Origin of the sequence: Streptomyces sp. NPDC001407 (assembly GCF_042895325.1) — a bacterium.
Classification (GTDB): domain Bacteria; phylum Actinomycetota; class Actinomycetes; order Streptomycetales; family Streptomycetaceae; genus Streptomyces.
Genome location: NZ_JBIAWF010000023.1, coordinates 105,536 through 126,310, shown reverse-complemented (window position 1 = coordinate 126,310; position 20,775 = coordinate 105,536). Strand labels below are relative to the sequence as shown.

Annotated in this window: 19 protein-coding genes; 6 read left to right on the top strand and 13 right to left on the bottom strand. The window is 72.3% G+C overall.

All coding sequences use genetic code 11. From position 1 onward, the window contains the following. The first annotated feature begins 36 nt into the window (after nucleotides 1-36). From ACFY1P_RS27475 to ACFY1P_RS27465, 3 genes are all read left to right on the top strand, one after another. On the top strand, nucleotides 37-1,473 hold the full coding sequence (locus tag ACFY1P_RS27475; RefSeq protein ID WP_390752121.1) for an NAD(P)H-hydrate dehydratase: 1,437 nt from the start codon (nucleotides 37-39) through the stop codon (nucleotides 1,471-1,473). A gap of 88 nt (nucleotides 1,474-1,561) precedes the next feature. Beyond that, the gene (locus ACFY1P_RS27470) at nucleotides 1,562-1,816 is read left to right on the top strand and encodes an Arc family DNA-binding protein (RefSeq protein ID WP_361526827.1); all 255 of its coding nucleotides are present in this window, start codon (nucleotides 1,562-1,564) and stop codon (nucleotides 1,814-1,816) included. After that, on the top strand, nucleotides 1,813-2,193 hold the full coding sequence (locus ACFY1P_RS27465; RefSeq protein WP_361526824.1) for a hypothetical protein: 381 nt from the start codon (nucleotides 1,813-1,815) through the stop codon (nucleotides 2,191-2,193). The genes ACFY1P_RS27470 and ACFY1P_RS27465 overlap by 4 nt, the downstream gene beginning before the upstream one ends. 64 nt (nucleotides 2,194-2,257) lie before the next feature. Here the strand turns inward: ACFY1P_RS27465 and ACFY1P_RS27460 are convergent, their stop codons facing one another. Genes ACFY1P_RS27460 through ACFY1P_RS27450 form a run of 3 tightly spaced genes read right to left on the bottom strand, consistent with a single transcriptional unit; the run spans nucleotide 2,258 to nucleotide 7,209 of the window. Next, nucleotides 2,258-5,629, bottom strand: coding sequence for an NACHT domain-containing protein (locus ACFY1P_RS27460; RefSeq protein WP_390752120.1), 3,372 nt, complete (start codon nucleotides 5,627-5,629; stop codon nucleotides 2,258-2,260). A gap of 43 nt (nucleotides 5,630-5,672) precedes the next feature. Further along, a complete protein-coding gene (locus ACFY1P_RS27455; protein WP_361526818.1) occupies nucleotides 5,673-6,314 on the bottom strand; it encodes an NAD(P)H-binding protein in 642 nt (213 codons plus the stop codon). A gap of 19 nt (nucleotides 6,315-6,333) precedes the next feature. Continuing rightward, entirely contained in the window at nucleotides 6,334-7,209 is an 876-nt protein-coding gene (locus ACFY1P_RS27450; protein ID WP_390752123.1) for an EamA family transporter, read from the bottom strand. 111 nt (nucleotides 7,210-7,320) lie between these two features. Between ACFY1P_RS27450 and ACFY1P_RS27445 the strand changes: the two genes are divergently transcribed. Further along, nucleotides 7,321-7,818 (top strand): MarR family transcriptional regulator, encoded by a 498-nt coding sequence (locus ACFY1P_RS27445; protein ID WP_361526812.1) that lies wholly within the window; start codon nucleotides 7,321-7,323, stop codon nucleotides 7,816-7,818. An 11-nt stretch (nucleotides 7,819-7,829) separates the two neighbouring features. Here ACFY1P_RS27445 and ACFY1P_RS27440 read toward each other — a convergent pair whose 3' ends face one another. The 5 genes from ACFY1P_RS27440 to ACFY1P_RS27420 form a co-directional block, all read right to left on the bottom strand. Further along, nucleotides 7,830-8,135, bottom strand: coding sequence for a hypothetical protein (locus ACFY1P_RS27440; protein WP_390752119.1), 306 nt, complete (start codon nucleotides 8,133-8,135; stop codon nucleotides 7,830-7,832). A 138-nt stretch (nucleotides 8,136-8,273) separates the two neighbouring features. Further along, nucleotides 8,274-9,497, bottom strand: a complete 1,224-nt coding sequence (locus ACFY1P_RS27435; RefSeq protein ID WP_390752118.1) for a helix-turn-helix domain-containing protein — start codon at nucleotides 9,495-9,497, stop codon at nucleotides 8,274-8,276. A 163-nt stretch (nucleotides 9,498-9,660) separates the two neighbouring features. Beyond that, nucleotides 9,661-10,029, bottom strand: coding sequence for a holo-ACP synthase (locus ACFY1P_RS27430; RefSeq protein WP_390752117.1), 369 nt, complete (start codon nucleotides 10,027-10,029; stop codon nucleotides 9,661-9,663). Next, nucleotides 10,026-11,873 carry a glutamine--fructose-6-phosphate transaminase (isomerizing) gene (glmS, locus tag ACFY1P_RS27425; protein ID WP_361526803.1) on the bottom strand — a complete coding sequence of 616 codons (1,848 nt, stop codon included), beginning with the start codon at nucleotides 11,871-11,873 and terminating at the stop codon, nucleotides 10,026-10,028. Before glmS ends, ACFY1P_RS27430 begins: the two co-directional genes overlap by 4 nt. An 89-nt stretch (nucleotides 11,874-11,962) precedes the next feature. After that, on the bottom strand, nucleotides 11,963-12,259 hold the full coding sequence (locus tag ACFY1P_RS27420; protein WP_390752116.1) for a hypothetical protein: 297 nt from the start codon (nucleotides 12,257-12,259) through the stop codon (nucleotides 11,963-11,965). A 200-nt stretch (nucleotides 12,260-12,459) separates the two neighbouring features. Between ACFY1P_RS27420 and coaA the strand changes: the two genes are divergently transcribed. Next, the gene (gene coaA / locus ACFY1P_RS27415) at nucleotides 12,460-13,449 is read left to right on the top strand and encodes a type I pantothenate kinase (protein ID WP_361526800.1); all 990 of its coding nucleotides are present in this window, start codon (nucleotides 12,460-12,462) and stop codon (nucleotides 13,447-13,449) included. A gap of 427 nt (nucleotides 13,450-13,876) precedes the next feature. Here the strand turns inward: coaA and glmM are convergent, their stop codons facing one another. From glmM to ACFY1P_RS27395, 4 genes are all read right to left on the bottom strand, one after another. Next, nucleotides 13,877-15,235 (bottom strand): phosphoglucosamine mutase, encoded by a 1,359-nt coding sequence (gene glmM, locus ACFY1P_RS27410; RefSeq protein WP_361521828.1) that lies wholly within the window; start codon nucleotides 15,233-15,235, stop codon nucleotides 13,877-13,879. Between the two features lie 194 nt (nucleotides 15,236-15,429). Continuing rightward, on the bottom strand, nucleotides 15,430-15,945 hold the full coding sequence (gene rpsI, locus ACFY1P_RS27405) for a 30S ribosomal protein S9 (RefSeq protein ID WP_361521831.1): 516 nt from the start codon (nucleotides 15,943-15,945) through the stop codon (nucleotides 15,430-15,432). 43 nt (nucleotides 15,946-15,988) lie between these two features. Further along, nucleotides 15,989-16,435, bottom strand: coding sequence for a 50S ribosomal protein L13 (rplM, locus tag ACFY1P_RS27400; RefSeq protein WP_361521834.1), 447 nt, complete (start codon nucleotides 16,433-16,435; stop codon nucleotides 15,989-15,991). A gap of 631 nt (nucleotides 16,436-17,066) precedes the next feature. Beyond that, complete coding sequence (locus ACFY1P_RS27395; RefSeq protein WP_390752115.1) at nucleotides 17,067-18,686, bottom strand: ABC-F family ATP-binding cassette domain-containing protein; 1,620 nt, start codon at nucleotides 18,684-18,686, stop codon at nucleotides 17,067-17,069. A 56-nt stretch (nucleotides 18,687-18,742) separates the two neighbouring features. Here ACFY1P_RS27395 and ACFY1P_RS27390 point away from each other — a divergent pair, with 56 nt between their 5' ends. Continuing rightward, the gene (locus tag ACFY1P_RS27390; protein WP_361521840.1) at nucleotides 18,743-19,618 is read left to right on the top strand and encodes a hypothetical protein; all 876 of its coding nucleotides are present in this window, start codon (nucleotides 18,743-18,745) and stop codon (nucleotides 19,616-19,618) included. Nucleotides 19,619-19,943: 325 nt separating this feature from the next. Here ACFY1P_RS27390 and ACFY1P_RS27385 read toward each other — a convergent pair whose 3' ends face one another. Continuing rightward, the gene (locus tag ACFY1P_RS27385) at nucleotides 19,944-20,732 is read right to left on the bottom strand and encodes a hypothetical protein (protein ID WP_361521843.1); all 789 of its coding nucleotides are present in this window, start codon (nucleotides 20,730-20,732) and stop codon (nucleotides 19,944-19,946) included. Nucleotides 20,733-20,775 lie beyond the last annotated feature (43 nt).

Below are 20,775 nucleotides of genomic sequence, written 5' to 3'. Positions count from 1 at the left end.
GGGCGTGCGGCAGGCCCGAAGGTGACACTGGGGAGCATGAGGACTGCGTACAGCGTCGAGACCGTACGGGCCGCCGAGCGCGCGCTCATGGCACAGCTCCCCCAGGGCGCCCTGATGCGGCGCGCGGCCGCCGGACTCGCGGCAGCCTGCGCGGATCTGCTGGGGCGTACGTACGGGACGCGGGTCGCGCTGCTCGTCGGGAGCGGGGACAACGGCGGGGACGCGCTCTACGCGGGCGCCCGGCTGGCCCGGCGCGGCGCGGGTGTCACCGCCGTCCTGCTCGCCCCGGAACGTACGCACGCGGGCGGCCTGGCCGCGCTGCGGGCGGCAGGCGGCCGGGTCGCCTCCGCCGAGGCCGCGGACCGGGCCGTGCGCCGGGCCGACCTCGTCATGGACGGGATCGTCGGGATCGGTGGCAAGGGCGGGCTGCGGCCGGAGGCGGAGGCGCTGGTGCGGGCCGCGTACGCCGGAGGCGGCCTGATCGTCTCCGTCGACCTGCCGAGCGGTGTCGACGCGGACACCGGCGAGGTGCACGGCGCGGCCGTCCACGCGGACGTGACCGTCACCTTCGGCGCGTACAAACCCGGCCTCCTGCTCGACCCCGCGCGCGAGCACGCGGGCGCGCTGCGGCTGGTCGACATCGGGCTGCATCTGCCGGCCGGGCCGGACGTCGAGGCGCTCCAGCACGCGGACGTCGCCTGGCTGCTGCCGCGTCCGCAGGCGGAGAGCGACAAGTACCGGCGCGGTGTCGTCGGCGTCGTCGCGGGCTCGGCCCGCTATCCGGGCGCCGCGGTGCTCGCCGTGGCCGGCGCGCTGCACGGGGGCGCGGGGGCCGTGCGCTACGTCGGCCCCGCGGCGGAGGCGGTCATCGCCCGCTTCCCCGAGACGCTCGTCTCCGCGGGCCCGCCGTCGAAGGCGGGGCGGGTGCAGGCGTGGGTCGTCGGCCCCGGTCTCGGTGACGGCGCCGAAGCGCGGCAGGCCCTGGAGGACGTCCTGGCCTCGGACGTCCCGGTCCTGATCGACGCGGACGGGCTCCGCCTGCTCTCCCCCGAGACCCTGCGGGCCCGCTCCGCCGGAACCGTCCTCACCCCGCACGCGGGCGAGGCCGCCGTCCTCCTCGGCCGGACCCGCGAACGCGTGGAGTCGGCCCGCCTGGTGTCCGTACGCGCCCTGGCCGAGCACTACGGCGCCACCGCCCTCCTCAAGGGCTCCACCACGGCGATCGCCTCCGCCGGCCGCGCGGTGCGCGTCAACCCCACGGGCACTCCCTGGCTCGCGACGGCGGGCAGCGGCGACGTCCTGTCGGGCCTGACGGGCGCCCTCCTGGCAGCGGGCCTCACGGGCTACGACGCGGCGTCGGTGGGCGCGTATCTCCACGGCCTGGCGGCGCGTTCCTTGGGCCAGGCCCCGGTCACGGCGTCGGCGGTGGCGGAGGCGCTGCGGGGGGTGTGGCGGGAAGTGGTGGAGGGGTGAGGGTCGCCTGATCCCCTTCGCCCGATCGAGTGATGGTGGGTACGGGTGCGTACCCGTACGCTGTCCGGGGACGGAAGGAGACCGAATCGTGGCAGATGCCAACATCCGCATCCCCGCCGAAGCACGCGACCGACTCGCAGAGGTCGCCGCGGCGGAAGGCCTGTCGCTGCGTTCCTATCTCGCCCGCCTCGCGGACGAGCTCCTCACCCCGGCCGAACGCGCCGAACGCGCCGAACGGACCCGGCAGTTGCTGCACACGTGGAACGGCTACGACCCCAGCGAGGACGACATGGTCCGGCTGGACGCCGATCTGGACCGGCGCCTCGCCGAGGCGATGCGGTGAGCGACCAGATCCACGTCCTGCTCGACGAAACGGCTCTGGCCGCCGCCGGCCAGGGCAACATCGTCGTCTCCCGGCTCATCCACCGCGCGGCCACGGAAGCGGGCTGGTATCTGTACGCCCCCACCTGCGCACTCGTGGAGGCCGACCGGGCACGGCCCGGCATCGCCGAGCACTTCGCGGCGCTGCCCGGCATCACGATCCTCGACCTGGACCTGCCCGCGGCCCTGGCCGTCGCCCGCGAGGCGACCTGGGCGGCCGCGCACACCCGGCACGCGGCCGAGCCGACACCCGAGCGCCCTGACGGCGCGTTCGTCGCGACCGCCGCCCCGAACCGATGGGCGGGGCAGCCGGTGCGGGTGCTCGACGTCAACCCCTGACGGCAGCACTCGCCCGGCTCGGCATCCGCAGCCCACGGCGCCGCGCGTGGTCTCACGAGCCGCGCTACGCGTGCCGCCGTTCCGCCGTCACCGTGAGTTCCGTGCCTGTGGGGAGGCGGTGGGCGTTGAGGACCGGGCCGCTGTGTTCCACGGAGATGCGGCAGGAGCGCAGACCCGCCAGGTGGGCCGCGTCCAGGGGTTCCGTCGAGGAGCCGCAGTAGAACCAGAGTTCCTCCAGGCCCGGAAAGGCGCGCGTCAGGTGGGCGAGGCCGGCGAGGTCGCAGGGCTCTTCGAGGAGCAGACGCCGCACGCGCGGCAGCGGTTCGGCACAGGCCAAGGTGGTCAAGGACTCGCCGATGGTTCTCAGTTCCCGGAGCGCCGGGAGGCGTTCCAGCCTCAGGCGGGCGCGCGCGGTGGTCTCGGCGCCGAAGTATGTCACCGAGCTGAGCGCGTGGCACCGGGCCGCGTCCCGCAACCGCAGTTCGGCGGACGGGCCCCAGCCCAGCCGCAGGTACTGGAGGTTCGGCGGCGGGGACAGCTCCAGGCCGGGCCGTGCGTTCATGAAGGGCCAGTCGAGGGTCAGCACCTCCAGGCTCGCCATGTCCGCCACCGCGTCCAGGTCGCCGGGCTCATGGCTGACCGCGAGGTTCAGCGTGTGGAGTGCCTGGCTGTTCACGGCGCGCAGGTGTGACCACCCGCGCGACTCGACGATGCCGAGCACCGAAAGCGGCGGGCAGGAGCGCAGCGCGCGGAGGTCGACGACCTCCGGGTTCGAGCGGTACGACAGGGTGTTGAGCACCGGCGTGCCCAGGTCCGTCAGATCGTCCGCCGTCAGCGCGCCCACGCACCGCACCCACGGCCGCCCGCCGAGCCGTTTCAGCGCGGAGACCTGGGCCTTCGACTGCACCACGAACTCCAGGGCCTCCAACCCCTCACCCTTATAGGCGAGTTTGGCTATCACGTCGTCGGCATAGTGGTCGGTGTCGAACCGGTCCCACGCCCAGGCGAGCTGGGCGCGCACCCCCAGGTCGCGGTGGTCGGCGTATTCGGACAGCAGGGGAATGGCCCGGGCATCGGCCGTCGTCGTCGCGGCCACGACGACGGCGTGCGCGACGTCGTCCGACTTGCTGCCGAATTTCTGCAGCCGTTCGCTGTCCGGCCCGGGCAGCAGATCGAGGATGACCCCGCCCGCCCGCGCCAGCACCTTCGCCGACTGCACGTCGCGCGGCGGCACCAGCCGCAGCGCCGCGTCGGCCACCCGTCGGCGTACGGCCGGGTCGAGCTCCGTCGCGTGCTCCAGGCAGGCCGCCGCCAGCAGCCGCAGCCGCTGCCGGTGCGGCTCGTCCCGGGCGGCCCGGTCCAGCAGCATCCCCAGCAGCTCGTCCCTGCCGCGCCGGTTCGCATGGCCGACCGCCATGCGCAGGACGTCCTCCCACTGGTCGTCGTGCGCGTGCTCGACCAGGACCCCGAAGTCGCCCTCGTCGACGGCCGCCTGGGCACCCAGGTAGTCCTGGAACGTGCGGTGGATGAAGTCCAGCGTGTCCGTCGTCGGCTGCCGCAACAGTCCGCTCCGCAGCACCAGATGGCGCAGGATGCCCGCCGCGTCCCCCTGCTCCGCCAGCGACGGCATGTACGGCAGCGCTCCCTCGACGATCCGTACGGCCTTGGGCCACTCGATCTCGGAACGGCCGTTGCGGATCAGCCAGTACGCGATCTTCTGCAAAAGCACGACCTGCTGGGCGTGGTCGAGCCCCGGCCCGGGTATGTCGCGCTCCCGGTCCCGCCGTACGAGCAGCAGCTCCAGCGCGGCGCGGTACAGCTCCATCCGGCCGTCCGGGAGGCTGCCGCGCCGGGAGCGGTTGAGCGCGCAGATCAGCGCGCACATCAGGGGGTTGGTGGCGAGCCGGCCGAGGTCCGGCTTGGTCACCACCGCCTTCGCGAGCGCCGCCCGGAAGGCCCCGATCCGCTCGCTGCCGCGCGCGCTCGCGGCAGCGTGCCAGCGGTCGATGAAGGCGGCGACGTCGCCACGGCTCATCGGTAGCAGCTCCAGCTCCGTGAACCCGGCGTCCGCGAGCCAGCCCTCCCGTACGGCGGAGGGGCGGGTCGTGATGACGTACCGGGCGTCCGGATAGGCGGCCAGCAGCTCCTTGATCCAGGCGAGGGTGCGGCGCCGGTCGGCCTCGGGGACCTCGTCCACCCCGTCGATCAGCAATAGGACACTGCCCTCGGCCAGCCGCCGCGTCACCCAGCCCCGGGCGGCGGGCTGCCCGGACAGCGGCCGGGCGGCGGTGTGCAGGAACTCCTCCGGCCCCGGCAGACCGCCCTGCCGGATGAGCGTCCGCAGCGGGAGCGGCAGCGGCACACAGTCACGTAAATGGTCCAGTCCGGGCGGGAGTTCGCCCTTCGCGGTGAGTGTGGTGAGCCACTGGAGCAGCGTCGTCTTGCCCGAGCCGGCGGCGCCGCGCAGCAGGACGCGGCGCTGCCCGGCGAGGGCCGCCTCGGCGCGGCGCGGGGAGGTCACCGGGGGACAGCGGTTCTCGGGCCGGTCCGCGCCGCGGCCGCCCATGTCGAAGCCCGTCGCCATGTCCCAGTGCGTGCCGCGCCCCGGCCGCCGCGCGAGCCGCTCGACGCCCGCCATCTCCAGGCTCAGGTAAGCCGGGCTGAGCGGCCACGTCTCCCCTTCGGTGTCGGACAGCGTCAGGCCGACGATCGTCAATTCCCCGGCACGGCTGCCGAGATACTCCCGCAGCCGCCGTTCGAACGTCTCCTCCTCGGCCTCAAGAGGCGAGGCCAGCGCCCGCGTCACCGGCTTGTGGCCGTGCTCGGCGCACAGATCCAGGAACTCCGGGTCCGACCACATGCGGAACATGGGCGTCACCACCAGCCGTCCGTGGCGCCAGGCGACCGGGTCCTCGCAGACGACACCGCACAGCAGGCCGCCCACGAAGACGGCCGCCCCGGACATGCCTTCCCACGGCGATCCGCCGTCGGCGAGCGGCGCCGGGGCACCATGGTCACTGTCCAGCACATGGCGGCCGCCGAGCAGCCCGCTGCCGGGCTTGAGGGTGCCGACGAGCTGTTCGGTGTCGAGCTCGCCGTACGCGTCCCGGGCCGCCTGCGGGAAGCCGATCGCCTGTGCGTCGCGCCAGACCCGCAGTTCGCCGACCCGCCCCCAGATCACCGGCTCGAAGCCGGCCGCCACCTCCGGCGGCACCAGGTCCCGCTCGGCGAGGAGCAGCGCGACGTCGCCCTTGTCGTCGTCCCGGCTCCACAGCGTCCGGGAGTTCACGAGCCCGACACCGCCGGGAACGGCCACCCGCACGGAGCCCTCGGCCACATGAGCGGCCGTCAGCACCAGACGTGGAGCGAGCAGATAGCCGCTGCCTTGCGTCCGCTGTCCGATGACTGCCGCGATGCGTTCCTTCGCCGGGTGCACGGTGCACAGGCTATCCAGCGCTCGGGCCCGACCGGCAGGTCATTCAGTACGCGACCGTGAACCGCACCCGCCGATGCTTCGGCCACTCCGCCTCGTCCAGCAGGGCCACCGCCAGATCCTCCATGGAGATCGCGGAGTTGCCCTCGGCGTCGACCAGGAGCTCGTCCGTGCCCAACCGGTAGGCGCCGGTGCGTTCGCCCGGTGCCAGCCGGGCCGCCGGGCTGAGGTAGACCCAGTCCACCGTCGTCTCCGCGCGGCAGACCGCCAGCTGTTCCGTGCCTGCCAGCGTGATGGGCCGGATGGCCGCGGGGGCGAGCGCCGGGTCGTCCCTCACCGCTCTGCCGCCGCTGCCCGGAACGGTCAGGCTGCCCGCGCCGCCGACGACCAGCAGCCGTACGCCGGTCCGGGCGAGCCCGGCCAGCAGGGCCCGCGTGGTGGCGGCGTGCTCGCTCTCGTGGCCGGGCGCCGGGCGGGTCGCGCTGATCACGAGGTCCTGGCCGGCGCTCAGGGCGGCCACGTCGTCGGCGACCGCGGCGTCACCGGTCCGCGCCTCGACCCCGGCGGGCAGGTGGGGGAAGCGGGCCGGGTCCCGTACGACAGCGGTCACTTCGTGGCCGCGGGACAGCGCCTCCGCCACCACGCGGCTCCCGACGTTCCCAGCCGCTCCGAAGACAGTGATGCGCATGGTTCCGAACTCCTTTGGTTCAACGGGTGGATGAGACACGGACGGCGTCGTCCCGTACAGGAAGAGGCACCGCCTCCGCCTGCGGGCGGCGGATCTGCGCCACGACCAGAGAGGCGAGGACGACGAGACCGCCGAGGGACTGCGCCGGGGTGAGTTCCTGGTCGAGGACGAGCCAGCCGAGCGCCGTGGCGACGACCGGGCTGAGCAGGCCGAGGAAGGTGACGTCGGTCGGGGGCAGGGCGCGTATCCCCCGGAACCACAGGGGGTAGGCGAGGGCGGCGCCGACGATCGCGAGGTAGGCGTAACCGGTCAGGTTCGCGCCGGTCAGCGACACCGGGGGCGGGCCCTCGACGAAGAGCGCGACCGGGAGCAGCAGCAGGCCGCCCGCGACGAGCTGCCAGCCGGTGGTCGCGAGCAGCGGCGCGGGCGAGGCCCAGCGCTTGCTGAGGATCACCCCGGTGGCCATGACGACCGCGCTGCCGAGCCCCGCCGCGATCCCGAGGGCGTCGAGCCGTGCATCGGCCTGGAGTACGAGCAGGCTGACACCGGCCACGCCCGCCGCGCCGGTGATCACCGTGCGGGCGGTCAGCCGCTCGCCGAGCAGTCCGGTGGCGAGGCAGGCGGCCAGCAGCGGCTGGAGCGCGCCGAGGGTGGCCGCGACGCCGCCCGGCAGGCGGTAGGCGGCGACGAAGATCAGCGCGAAGAACGCGCCGATGTTGAGCGCGCCCAGCACGAGCGCCCGCCACCACCATGAGCCGCGCGGCAGGCGGCGGGTGACGGCGACGAGGGCGAGCCCGGCGGGCAGCGCGCGGATCACCCCCGCGAGGAGGGGACGGCCGGGCGGCAGCAGCTCGGTGGTGACGAGGTAGGTGGAGCCCCAGATGGCGGGCGCCATGGCGGTCACGAGGATGATTCCGACGCGTTTGCTTAGCACTAAGCAAACATAGCTTTTCACTTAGCGCTAAGCAATGTTTCTTAGCGATGAGACAGTGGCTAGGCTGGGGACGTGGCAGATCAAGTGGACCGGATCCGGGAACAATGGGCCGCACAGCGCCCCGACCTCGACGTCTCCCCCATGGGCGTCATCGGCCGCCTCCAGCGGCTCTCACGGCTCGTCGACGCGGAGCTGCGCCGTACGTTCGCCGCGCACGACCTCGACATGGCGTCCTTCGACGTCCTCGCGACCCTGCGGCGCAGCGACCCCCCGCACCGGCTGACGCCCGCGGAGCTGATGCGGGCGTCGATGGTCACCTCGGGCGCGATCACCCAGCGCCTGGACCGCCTGGAGGCCCGCGCCCTCGTGGCCCGCACACCGAACGACTCGGACGGCCGAGGCGTGTACGTGACCCTCACCGAGGCGGGCCGCACCCTGATCGACAAGGCACTCCCGGACCACCTCGCGACGGAGAACCGCCTGCTGTCCCCCCTGACGACCACCCGCCGCGACGCACTGGCGGACGAACTCCGGGTGCTGCTGGAGTCGTTGGGGGACGTGCCGCGCTGACGGATACGCCGTTACGGCCACGGCGCGCCCGGGGCGTTCTCACCCCTCCCCCACCGGCTCGCCCTGTTCGCCTCCGCGACCTTCGCGCTCAGCTCTTCGGGCTGATGCGAGGCGCAGTCGCAAGAGCGCAGGGGTGAGCTCGGCTTGATGTCGATCCCGTGGGCGGTCGCCCAGACGTAGACGCCGCACAGCCCGCTCTGTGGTTCCGCCGCCGCGGGGCGGGGGGCCGGCTCGGGCTCCGGGACGGTGAGTTCGGGCGTACGTGCGCCGAATCTCGCCCTCGCCCAGTCGGCGACCCGGTGGATAAGCTTCGGCATGTTGACGCTCCAGGGTGTTGACCATGCCCCCGGGTCGTTCGCCCGGCCGCGGGGGTCCTCTGACCCCCTTAGCGTGCCGCCGCACAAGCGGGGCGACTTTCACGAAAAGTGAAAGCCTCCCCACTTGACGCGGCAGCCCTAAAGCCCCATCCAGCGCGCGAAGTTGGCGAGGGTGCCGTTGGCCGCTCGATCCGCCCGGCGCAGCGCCTCCACCGTCTCCCTTGCGTGCGGGTGGTAGCGCGTCTGCTGAGGAGCTGCGGCACGGGCCTTGAGCAAGGAGTCGAAGCACGCCTGACGGTCGCCCGTCCACAGCTGGGCCCGGCTCAGGTCGAGGTAGTAGTGACCGACCCGGTCAGGGAATGTCCGTCCGAATTCCGCAGGCAGCCGCATCGTCTCAGCGGCTTTCACCGCCCGCCCGTAGTTCCCCAACTCGGCTTCCATCGAGACTCGGTGGATCAAGGTGTTCGACGGCCCGAACGACAGGACGTAGTTCTGCGTATCGCCACCCAGCCGCTCGGCGGTCTCCCACGCCTCCTGCCACTGCGCTCGCGCGTTGTCCTCCTGCGCCTTACCCGCGGGACCGCTCCGCGCCGCCAGCATCGTGGCGCGCAGACGAAGATTCCCCTGCACGCACAGCGCCGACCGGTCACCACGCCGGGCACCTTCCTCCACGTCGGTCAGCGACCGCTCCATGAGCCGCAGCCCGACTTCGTGACGCCCTGTGTTGAAACTCGACTGGGCGCGCAGATAGGCGGTGAGGATGACCATGTACGGATCGCCGGAGCGCTCCGCGCTGTAGGACATCCGCGCCAGGACGATGTTGCCCAGGTCGAGGTGTCCAAGCTTGTACACCACGTCGTGCACGCAGCGATAGGCGTACGCGAGCAGGCGGTGAGCCCGCTCTTGCTGGCCACCACTGTGCTGGTGCGTCGCCTCGATCAACTCGTCGATGACCGGCGCCACTTTGGTGGCGGTCGTGAAATAGTCGGCGGCCCGGCGGGCCTCGCCGATGGCGCCCACATCCGCCGCGATGTCGGCCAGGGGGCGCGGCGGCAGCTCGGGGTCGAGCGGGACGTCCCAGTTCTCAAGGCTTGCCCGGATGGCCGCGAGGGGCGCGTCGAACCGATCCGCGCGCTGCTCCGCCGCGTACGGCTGGCCCACCAGGACACTGCTCTCGATGCCCAACGCGCGGGCGCAGGCGGCGACGACGGCGGGTGAAGCGGGCTTGTGTCCGCTCTCGACCTTGCTCAGCAGGCTGTAGGAGACGTTGGCCCTGTCGGCCAGACCGCGCTGCGTGAGGTGTGCGATATGGCGCTGTTCCGCGATGCGTGCGCCGATGTGCGTGTCATTGCTATCGGGCATACTTGGCTCCGTTCTGACTCGACACCAGAACGGTACCTCTGTCCACCAACAGGGGAACGGTGAACGGCTCCCGGGTAGTTGGGGGCCGTTCACCGCATCAGGGGTGCCGTCGGCCCCACGACGGACAACAGCCCCGGCGGAGCCGCAAGCCCGGGGCCCCGCCTCACTTCTCCGCGATCACCACCGCCGACGCCACGCCCGCGTCATGGCTCAGCGAGACGTGCCAGGACCGTACGCCCAGTTCCTCGGCGCGCGCCGCGACCGTGCCGGTGACCACCAGGCGTGGCTGGCCCGTCGACTCGGTGGTCACCTCCGCGTCCGTCCACAGCAGATTCCCCGGTGCACCCAACGCCTTGGCCACGGCCTCCTTCGCGGCGAAGCGGGCGGCGAGGGAGGCGATGCCCCGCCGCTCGCCGCCCGGCAGATACAGCTCGCGCTCGACGAAGAGCCGGCCGGCCAGGCCCGGCGTGCGGCGCAGGGCCGCGTCGAAGCGCTCGATCTCGGCGACGTCGATGCCCACTCCGACGATCATTCGACGGTCACCGACTTCGCGAGGTTGCGCGGCTGGTCGACCTCGTTGCCGCGCGCGGTGGCGAGCTCGCAGGCGAAGACCTGGAGCGGCACGGTGGCCACAAGGGGCTGGAGCAGCACGGGAGTCTGCGGGATCTCGATGAGGTGGTCGGCGTAGGGGCGTACGGCCGTGTCGCCCCGCTCGGCGATCACGATCGTCCGGGCGCCGCGCGCGCGGATCTCCTGGATGTTGGAGACGATCTTGTCGTGGAGCACCGAGCGGCCGCGCGGGGAGGGGACGACCACGACGACCGGCAGGTCCCGCTCGATCAGCGCGATCGGGCCGTGCTTGAGCTCACCGGCGGCGAAGCCCTCGGCGTGCATGTAGGCCAGCTCCTTGAGCTTCAAGGCGCCCTCCAGTGCCACCGGATAGCCCACGTGCCTGCCGAGGAAGAGCACCGTGTTCTTGTCCGCCAGGGAGCGGGCCAGCTCGCGTACGGGCTCCATCGTCTCCAGCACCTCGTCCACCTGCGTGGCGATGGCGGACAGCTCGCGCACGACCGAGCGGACCTCGTCGCCCCACTTCGTGCCGCGCACCTGGCCCAGGTACAGCGCGACGAGGTAGCAGGCGACCAGCTGGGTCAGGAACGCCTTGGTGGACGCCACGGCGACCTCGGGCCCGGCGTGGGTGTAGAGCACGGCGTCGGACTCGCGGGGGATCGTCGAGCCGTTGGTGTTGCAGATCGCCAGTACGCGCGCGCCCTGCTCCCGCGCGTGCCGCAGGGCCATCAGGGTGTCCATCGTCTCGCCGGACTGGCTGATCGCGATCACCAGCGTGCGCTGGTCGAGGATCGGGTCGCGGTAGCGGAACTCGCTCGCCAGCTCCGTCTCGCACGGGATCCGCGTCCAGTGCTCGATGGCGTACTTCGCGATCATGCCCGCGTGGTACGCCGTGCCGCACGCCACGATGACGACCTTGTCGACCTCGCGCAGCACGGAGGCGGGGATGCGCACCTCGTCCAGCGCCAGCGTGCCTGCCGCGTCGATCCGGCCGAGGAGGGTGTCCGCGACGGCCTTCGGCTGCTCGGCGATCTCCTTGAGCATGAAGTAGTCGTAGCCGCCCTTCTCGGCGGCGGAGGCGTCCCAGTCCACGTGGTACGCGCGGACCTCCGCGGGCGCGCCGTCGAAGTCCGTGACGGTCACGCCGTCGCGGCGCAGCTCCACGACCTGGTCCTGGCCGAGTTCGAGGGCGTCGCGGGTGTGGGCGATGAAGGCGGCGACGTCGGAGGCGAGGAAGGACTCGCCGTCACCGACGCCGACGACCAGCGGGGAGTTGCGGCGGGCGCCGACGACGACGTCCGGCTCGTCGGCGTGCACGGCGACGAGGGTGAACGCGCCCTCCAGCCGGCGGCACACCTGCCGCATCGACTCGGCGAGGTCGCCGCAGGAGGAGAACGCCTCGGACAGCAGGTGCGAGACGACCTCGGTGTCGGTCTCGGACGCCAGGGCGTGGCCGCGCTCGGCCAGCTCGGCGCGCAGCTCGGCGAAGTTCTCGATGATGCCGTTGTGGACGACCGCGACCCGGCCCGCGTTGTCGAGGTGCGGGTGGGCGTTGGCGTCGGTGGGCCCGCCGTGGGTGGCCCAGCGGGTGTGGCCGATGCCGGTGGGGCCGGACGGCAGCGGGCGGTCGGCGAGCTCCTTCTCCAGATTGGCGAGCTTGCCCGCCTTCTTGGCGGCCGCGAGCCCGCCGTCGGCGAGCACGGCGACCCCGGCCGAGTCATAGCCGCGGTACTCCAGGCGCTTCAGCCCGGCCAATACGACGTCGAGGGCGCACTGCCCTCCCACATAGCCAACGATTCCGCACATGCGCAGCAGCGTACGGCCCAGGGCCGGGCGGGTGCCCCCAATGGCGGAACGTGGGCGCACCGAAGTGTCCACGCGCCCCCGTACGCCCCTCAACGCCCCCGCTCGATGCGGTCGATCGCGTCCTGGACCAGTTCGAGGTACTCGACCTCCTCGCAGCGCGGCTTGCTGCCGAACTCATAGCGGTCCAGGCAGTCGCCCAGATCCTGGCCCAGATCCTCGTCCGGCAGCTCGGCGGCCAGCTCACCGGCCACCAGCGCGGCGAAGCCGTCACGGGGATCCGGCACCGCCCTGATCACCGGGGCGGGGCGCAGACGGCGCGCGAGACGGCGCAGGAAGTGGCGCAGGGAGACCCTTGCGGAGTTGCGCAGGGCGAGGAGAACGAACACGGCGTTCCTAGCGGGGGTCGGCGGCCGGTGGTGGGAGACGGTGGCCGGAGAGGGGGACCGTAGTCCTGACCCGCCAGTAGGTACAGGGTCCCCGCGGAACTTCACCGTCCGGCGTCACGCGACTCACCCAAAACCGGTGAGAACCCCCACATCCGCCACCCGGAAGTGAGCCGCGCGCCCCACCCGCGCACAATGGGCCCGTGCCGACCACCTCAGAGCAGCAGCAGCGCCGCCGCGACTCGTCCCCGTACGTGGACCTGACCCGCGCGGAGTGGAGCGCCCTGCGCGAGAACACCCCGCTGCCCCTGACCGCCGAGGAGGTCGAGCGGCTGCGCGGGCTCGGCGACGTCATCGACCTCGACGAGGTGCGCGACGTCTATCTGCCGCTCTCCCGGCTGCTGAACCTCTACGTCGGCGCCACCAGCCAGCTGCGCGGGACGCTCAACACCTTCCTGGGCGAGGCCGGGACCCGTGGCCACGGCTCGCAGCCGGGCACGCCCTTCGTCATAGGGGTCGCCGGCAGCGTCGCCGTCGGCAAGTCGACCACCGCGCGCCTCCTCCAGGCGCTGCTGGCCCGCTGGCCCGAGCACCCGCGCGTCGAGCTGGTCACCACGGACGGCTTCCTGCTGCCCAACGCCGAGCTGCACCGCCGGGGCCTGATGTCGCGGAAAGGTTTCCCCGAGTCCTACGACCGCCGGGCCCTCACCCGCTTCGTCGCCGACGTGAAGGCGGGCAAGGAGGAGGTGACCGCGCCCGTCTACTCCCACCTGATCTACGACATCGTCCCCGGCGAGCGGCTCACCGTGCACCGCCCGGACATCCTGATCATCGAGGGCCTCAACGTCCTCCAGCCCGCCCTCCCGGGCAAGGACGGACGCACGCGGGTGGGGCTCGCCGACTTCTTCGACTTCAGCGTCTACGTGGACGCGCGGGCCGAGGACATCGAGCGGTGGTACTACGAGCGGTTCAAGAAGCTGCGCCTGACGGCGTTTCAGGATCCGCACTCGTTCTTCCGGCGGTACACGCAGGTGCCGGAGGAGGAGGCGCTGGATTACGCGCGGCGCAACTGGCGGACCATCAACAAGCCGAATCTGCTGGAGAATGTGGCGCCGACGCGGGGACGCTCCAACCTGATCCTCCGGAAGGGGCCGGATCACAAGGTGCAGCGGCTGTCGCTGCGCAAGCTCTAGGGGTACGGGCCTCAAGGTCCGCCTGCTGCGGGCTGATTCCTCTTCCCCAGCCCCGCCCCTTCCCGCAGCATCTGATGCGCGGCTCCGCCGCGGCCGGGGCTCCGCCCCGGACCCCTGCCCGGGTGCGGCTCGAGTGCGCCTGCGGCGGGCCTTGTTCCCCTACCCGCCCCTTCCCGAACTGGGGCTGCGCCCCAGACCCCGAAGCACGCTTCGCGCGCTGTCCTCAAACTCCCCCAGCTACCTCCCCCAGACTCCGTCCGGGGGCACCTCCCAGCGGTAGCTGGGGGAGTTTGAGGACGAGCGCCGCAGGCGCTGCGCGTCAGCCGACGCACCCGCGCATCGGGGTCTGGGGCAGCGCCCCAGTTCGGGAAGGGGCGGGTAGGGGAAAAGGCCCGCCGCAGGCGCGAGCGGGCCGCAGCCGAAAAACCTACCCCAGCGCCGACTTGACCGCGTCAGCGAGCCGTTCCGCGACAGCCTGCGCCTGCTCGATGTCCGGTGCCTCGACCATGACCCGCACCAGCGGCTCCGTACCGGAGGAACGGAGAAGCACACGCCCCGTAGCCCCGAGCTCCGACTCCGCCGCGGCGACAGCCGAAGCAAGCTCCTCGGACGTCTTCACGCGCGACTTGTCGACATCCCGCACGTTGATCAGGATCTGCGGCAGTCGCTCCATGACACCGGCGAGGTCGGCCAGCGAGCGGCCCGTCGCGGCGACACGAGCCGCCAGCATCAGGCCGGTGAGGGTGCCGTCGCCGGTCGTCGCGTGGTCGAGGACGATGACGTGGCCGGACTGCTCGCCGCCGAGGGCGAAGCCGTGCGCCTTCATCTCCTCCAGCACATAGCGGTCGCCGACCGCGGTCTGGACGAGGTCGACGCCCTCGCGCTCCATGGCCAGCTTGAAGCCGAGGTTGGACATCACGGTGGCGACGACGGTGTTCTTGCGCAGCGAGCCCGCCTCGCGCATCGCGAGCGCGAGGACGGCCAGGATCTGGTCGCCGTCGACCTCGTTGCCCTTGGCGTCCACGGCCAGGCAGCGGTCGGCGTCACCGTCGTGGGCGACGCCCAGGTCGGCGCCGTGCTCGACGACGGCGGCGCGCAGCTTGTCCAGGTGGGTGGAGCCGCACTCGTGGTTGATGTTGAGACCGTCGGGCTCGGTGCCGATGGTGATCACCTCGGCGCCGGCCCGCGCGAACGCCTCGGGGGAGACCCGGGCGGCGGCACCGTGGGCGCCGTCGATGACGACCTTGAGGCCGTCCAGGCGGTTGGGCAGCACGCCGATGAGGTGGGCGACGTAGTTGTCGAAGCCCTGGTCGTACTCGCGGACGCGGCCGACACCGGCGCCGGTGGGCCGGTCCCAGGGCTCGCCGGAGGCGTGCGCCCGGTAGGTCTTCTCGATCCGGTCCTCCAGCTCGTCGGCGAGCTTGTGGCCGCCGCGGGCGAAGAACTTGACACCGTTGTCCGGCATGGCGTTGTGGCTGGCGGACAGCATCACACCGAGGTCCGCGCCGAGCGCCCCGGTGAGGTACGCCACGGCCGGCGTCGGCAGCACGCCGACCCGCAGGACGTCCACACCGGCGCTGGCGAGCCCGGCCACCACGGCGGCCTCCAGGAACTCCCCGGACGCGCGCGGGTCCCGGCCCACCACGGCCACGGGGCGGTGGCCCTCGAACGTACCCGCCTCGGCGAGCACATGCGCCGCGGCGACCGACAGACCGAGCGCCAGCTCGGCTGTCAGATCGGCGTTGGCCACACCGCGCACACCGTCCGTACCGAAGAGTCGTCCCACTGGTGTCCTCCGAAAAAACGCGGGGGTTACGGGGCCCGGGAGGGGCCCCCGCGAAAGAAAGGTGTCGAAACCGGAACCGGAGCGTTGCGCCCGGGTACATCCAGGTATACGCCCCGTGCCGCCGATAGCCGAACGCCCCGGCGGGCACGGAGCGTGCCGCCGGGGCGTTCGAGCAGAAGCAGCGAAGCCGCTGTTTAGCGCTTGCTGTACTGCGGAGCCTTGCGGGCCTTCTTCAGACCGGCCTTCTTGCGCTCGACCGCACGGTCGTCGCGGCTCAGGAAGCCGGCCTTCTTCAGCGGGCCGCGGTTGTTCTCCACGTCCGCCTCGTTCAGCGCGCGGGCCACACCGAGGCGCAGGGCGCCGGCCTGGCCGGACACGCCGCCACCCGCGATGCGGGCGACAACGTCGTAGCGGTCGTCGAGCTCGAGCACCTTGAAGGGCTCGTTGACTTCCTGCTGGTGCACCTTGTTGGGGAAGTAGTCCTCAAGGGTGCGGCCGTTGATCTTCCACTTGCCGGTGCCCGGGATGATCCGGACGCGGGCGATGGCGTTCTTGCGACGACCCAGGCCGGCGGCCGGCTGCGGGTCACCGAAACGGGACGCGAGCGACTCGGAGGTGTACTCCCCCTCGACGATCTCGGTCTCGGTGGTGTACTCCTCGACGCCAACCTCGTCGTCGATGACGGGGGTCTCGGCGGTGGTCTCAGCCACGATTCTCCTCAGATACTTTCTGTCTGGTCGGCGGTGGCCGGGACTAGCCCTGCTTGACCTGGGTGATCTCGAACGGGACGGGCTGCTGGGCGGCGTGCGGGTGCTCGCTGCCCGAGTAGACCTTCAGCTTCGAGAGCATCTGACGGCCGAGGGAGTTCTTGGGGATCATGCCCTTGATGGCCTTCTCGACGGCCTTCTCGGGGCTCTTGTCGAGCAGCTCGTCGTAACGAACCGCACGGAGACCACCCGGGAAGCCGGAGTGGCGGTACGCCAGCTTCTGGGTCTTCTTGTTGCCGGACAGGTGCACCTTGTCGGCGTTGATGATGATGACGAAGTCACCCATGTCCATGTGCGGGGCGTACACGGGCTTGTGCTTGCCACGCAGCAGGTTGGCGGCCTGGGAGGCCAGACGGCCCAGGACGACGTCCTGCGCGTCGATGATGTGCCACTGGCGCGTGACATCGCCGGGCTTGGGGCTGTACGTACGCACGGTCGTAGCCTTCGCTTCTTCAGTGAGTGTGGGTCCTGACACGTCTCTCCGGGCGGTCAACCGACACTGGCGGCGACTCGGGGACGCAACCCGAACGCGCACCGGTGGTTATCGGCCCGATGAGCAAGCGTAAGGGCCCCTCGCGTGAGAACGACCAAGCCAATACGCATAACGAACTCGTAGAGTACCGGTCGCCTACCGGCGGGGTCAAAACACATCGTCTCACCGGCGGCGGAGCCCGGCCAGCCAGCCCGTACGGGCCACGGCCCGTGGCCTTGCGCGGCACCGCTGCGCCTGCGGCGGGCGGCCTCAAGCGCCGGCCGGGCTGGATTTTCGTGCCCACCGCGGGCGTGTGCGGCCGAAGTGCGACATCAGCCACATTCAGCCCGTTGAGGGCACCTCTGGGGGCACCCCCGGACGGAGTCCGGGGGAGGTAGCTGGGGGAGTTTGAGGACAACGCGCGAAGCGTGTTGCGGGGTCTGGGGCGAAGCCCCCCGCGCGGCGGAGCCGCACATCAGATGCAGCCGGGAAGGGGCGGGGCAGGGGAAGAAAGCGCCGCAGGCGCCAACCGGCCCGCAGCCGGGGGCCTGGGGCACGTGCCCCAGTGCGGGAAGGGGCGGGGCCGGGGAAACTACCGCCGCCGTACCACCCGCGCCTCGTCCCACACCGGCTCCGACACCTCCCGCACCAGGCCGTCCGAACCGAAGACCACGAAGCGATCGAACGCACGAGCGAACCACCGGTCGTGCGTCACGGCGAGCACCGTGCCCTCGTAGGACTCCAGCCCCTCCTGGAGCGCCTCCGCCGACTCCAGGTCCAGGTTGTCCGTCGGCTCGTCCAGCAGCAGGGCCGTCGTCCCGGACAGCTCCAGGAGCAGGATCTGGAAGCGCGCCTGCTGCCCGCCCGACAGCTTCTCGAAGGGCTGGTCGCCCTGCTTCTCCAGCTCGTACCGCCGGAGCACGGACATCGCGCCGCCCCGGTCCTTCGCGTGCTCGGTCCACAGGATGTCCACCAGCGTGCGCCCCAGCAGCTCGGGGTGGGCGTGGGTCTGGGCGAAGTGCCCGGCCACCACGCGGGCGCCCAGCTTCCACGCGCCCGTGTGCGCCACGTCGTCACCGGCGAGCAGCCGCAGGAAGTGGGACTTGCCGGAGCCGTTCGAGCCGAGCACCGCGACCCGCTCGCCGTAGAAGACCTCCAGGTCGAACGGCTTCATCAGGCCCGTGAGCTCAAGCTTCTCGCAGGTCACGGCCCGGACGCCGGTGCGCCCGCCGCGCAGCCGCATCCGGATGTCCTGCTCGCGCGGCGGCTCCGGCGGCGGGCCGGCCTCCTCGAACTTCCGCAGCCGCGTCTGGGCGGCGGCGTAGCGCGAGGCCAGCTCGTGGCTGACCGCGGCCGCCTGCCGGAGGCTGATCACCAGCTTCTTCAGCTGGGCGTGCTTCTCGTCCCAGCGGCGGCGCAGCTCCTCGAAGCGCGCGAAGCGCTCCTTGCGCGCCTCGTGGTACGTGCCGAAGCCGCCGCCGTGCACCCAGACGTCCGACCCGGCCGGGCCCGGCTCGACGCTGATGATCTTCTCGGCGGCGCGGGCGAGCAGCTCACGGTCGTGGGAGACGAAGAGCACGGTCTTCTTCGTCTCGCGCAGCCGGTCCTCCAGCCAGCGCTTGCCGGGCACGTCGAGATAGTTGTCCGGCTCGTCGAGGAGCAGCACCTCGTCCGTGCCGCGCAGCAGCGACTCCAGGACGAGCCGCTTCTGCTCACCGCCGGAGAGCGTGCGCACCTCGCGCCACTGCGCCTTCTCGTACGGGACGCCGAGCGCGGCCATCGTGCACATGTCCCAGACGGTCTCCGCCTCGTAGCCACGCGCCTCGGCCCAGTCGGACAGGGCCTGGGCGTAGGCCATCTGCGCGGCCTCGTCGTCCCGCGTCATGATCGCGTTCTCGGCCTCGTCCACGGCCGCCGCCGCTTCCCTGATCCTCGGCTGCGCCACGGAGACCAGCAGGTCACGCACCGTACGGCCGTCCCGCACGGAGCCCACGAACTGCGGCATCACGCCGAGCCCGCCGGTGACCGAGACCGTGCCGCCGTGCGGCTGGAGCTCCCCGGAGATCAGCCGCAGCAGCGTCGTCTTGCCCGCGCCGTTCGCACCGACGAGCGCGACCGCGGCGCCCTCGCCGACCCGGAAGGAGACGTCACCGAGCAGCGCCCGGCCGTCCGGAAGATAGAACTCCAGGTGCGCTGCTTCGACGTGTCCCATGGATGGGATTGTCGCCGCCGGCGAGGGGTGCGACCAACCGGTTTACGATGCACGCCATGAGCTTTGGGCAGGGAGGGCCGTACGGCCCGGGGGAACCCCATCGGCCGACTCCGCAGTGGGGCCCGCCCCCGCCGCCGCAGACCCCGGACTGGTCGGCGCTCGCGGACGACGCCGCCGCCCGCGGCCGCCGCCGCAAGTGGCTCCTCTTCGGTGGCGGCGGCGCGCTCGCCGTGGTCGCGGTCGCCACCGCCGTGGCCGTCGCGGTCACCGGCTCGCACGGCGGCGGCAAGCAGTCCGGCCTGCCCGCGCCCGAGAAGCTGCCGAAGTCCTCCGGCGCCCCGGAGCCGTCCTTCTCCGAGGCCGCCCCGCCGCCCCCGCCGAACCCCCTCGACTTCATATCCAGCGCCGACAAGGACAAGGCGCCGCTGAGCACCGAGACCCTCTTCCCGCACACCAAGCCGGTCCTCTACAAGCGCAAGTACGAACGGACCGCCACCGCCACCACCACGGACTGCGCCTCCGCGACCCAGGGCGGGCTCGGCTCCGTCCTCACCGACAACGGCTGCCGCGAGGTGCTGCGCGCCACGTACGTACGGGACGGGATCGCGGTCACCGTCGGCGTCGCCGTCTTCGACGACAAGGCGGCCGCGGCCAAGGCGAAGGACCAGTCCTCGGGCAACATCGCCTCCCTCTCCGGCGACAACGACCCCGCCTTCTGCCGCGCGACGGCCTGCCGGCTGACGGCGAACGCGCAGGGGCGCTACGCGTACTTCACTGTGGCGGGGTACGCGAACGGGAAGGCGGTGGGCGAGAGCGATACCGCTGCGCTGACGGCCGGTCGTGACGTCTCGGACTACACGTTCCGCCGCATCATGTACCGCGCTCAGGCCCAGGCGGCGGACTCGGTACGGTCGGCTGCGCCGCGGGCTTAGCGGGTTTTTTCTTCCCCAGCCACGGGTGCGGGCCGGTTGGCGCCTGCGGCGGGCTTTGTTCCCCTGCCCCGCCCCTTCCCGAAACCGGGGCTTCGCCCCAGGCCCCTGACCGCGCTCCGCGCGGTGTCCTCAAACGCCGGACGGGCTGGATTGCACGGAACGTGGGTTCGTAACCTGCGGGCCGCGGACAACGAACTACGGTCCGCGCATCCAGCCCGGCCGGCGTTTGAGGCCGCCCGCCGCAGGCGGCGAACCGGCCCGCAGCCGGGGGCCTGGGGCACTCGCCCCAGTTTCGGGAAGGGGCGGGGCTGGGGAAGGAAAACCGTCACCCCGACGGATCCCCGTCCTCGTCGTCCTCCGCCGACCCCCCAGGCGCAGAGCCCGGAGAAGAAGCCTCCCCCGCCACCCCCCGAAGCTTCGCCACCTGCGCCCGCAAAAGCGCGGGCGGAATCGACACCCCGTCCGGATCCGAAAGGCTCGTCGCGAAGAACATCGCGAGCATCCGGCCCGACCGCACGGCAGTGATCAGGCTGGGGGCCCGCTCGGCCACGTTCTCCAGGCGGATGGCCACCGCCTCGTCACCCAGCTCGGGCGGGGACAGCGTGCGGACCGCCTCGAACTCCTGCGGCTCGCCCTCTCCCGTTCGCATCCGGAAACCGTCCGCGCAGGCCGCGGCCGCGGTCCGCAGGGCCTCCAGGGTGTCGGCCGCGCCGTCGCCCGCGTACTCCGAGACGCGGATCATGCCCATGAGGCCCTCGAAGTCCATGTCCTCGCCGGTCTTGGCGAAGGTGCGCACCACCGTCGCGGTGGGCGCGGGGCGCAGCTGGGAGCCCAGCGCGTCGGCCAGCGGCCGGCACGCCTCGGTGTCCGTGCGGGGCGTGCCCGCGCCCGCCGCGCCCTCGCCCGCCTTCTCGATCTGGAAGCCGGGCACCTCGTGCGCCCCCAGCTCCACATGTCTCAGCTCGGCCGGAGCCGCCGCCCGCACGGCGTCGGGCTCCCTCACCCCGGCCTTCTCCGTGCGGGGCACCCCACGGGGCCCGCCGCCATCGACACCGCACCCGGCCGTCAGCCCGAGGGCCACGACCGCGGATACCACCGCCACCATCGCCTTCACACCCCCAGCGTCCCAGCGCCCGCGGGGTCCGTCCGCTCGCCAC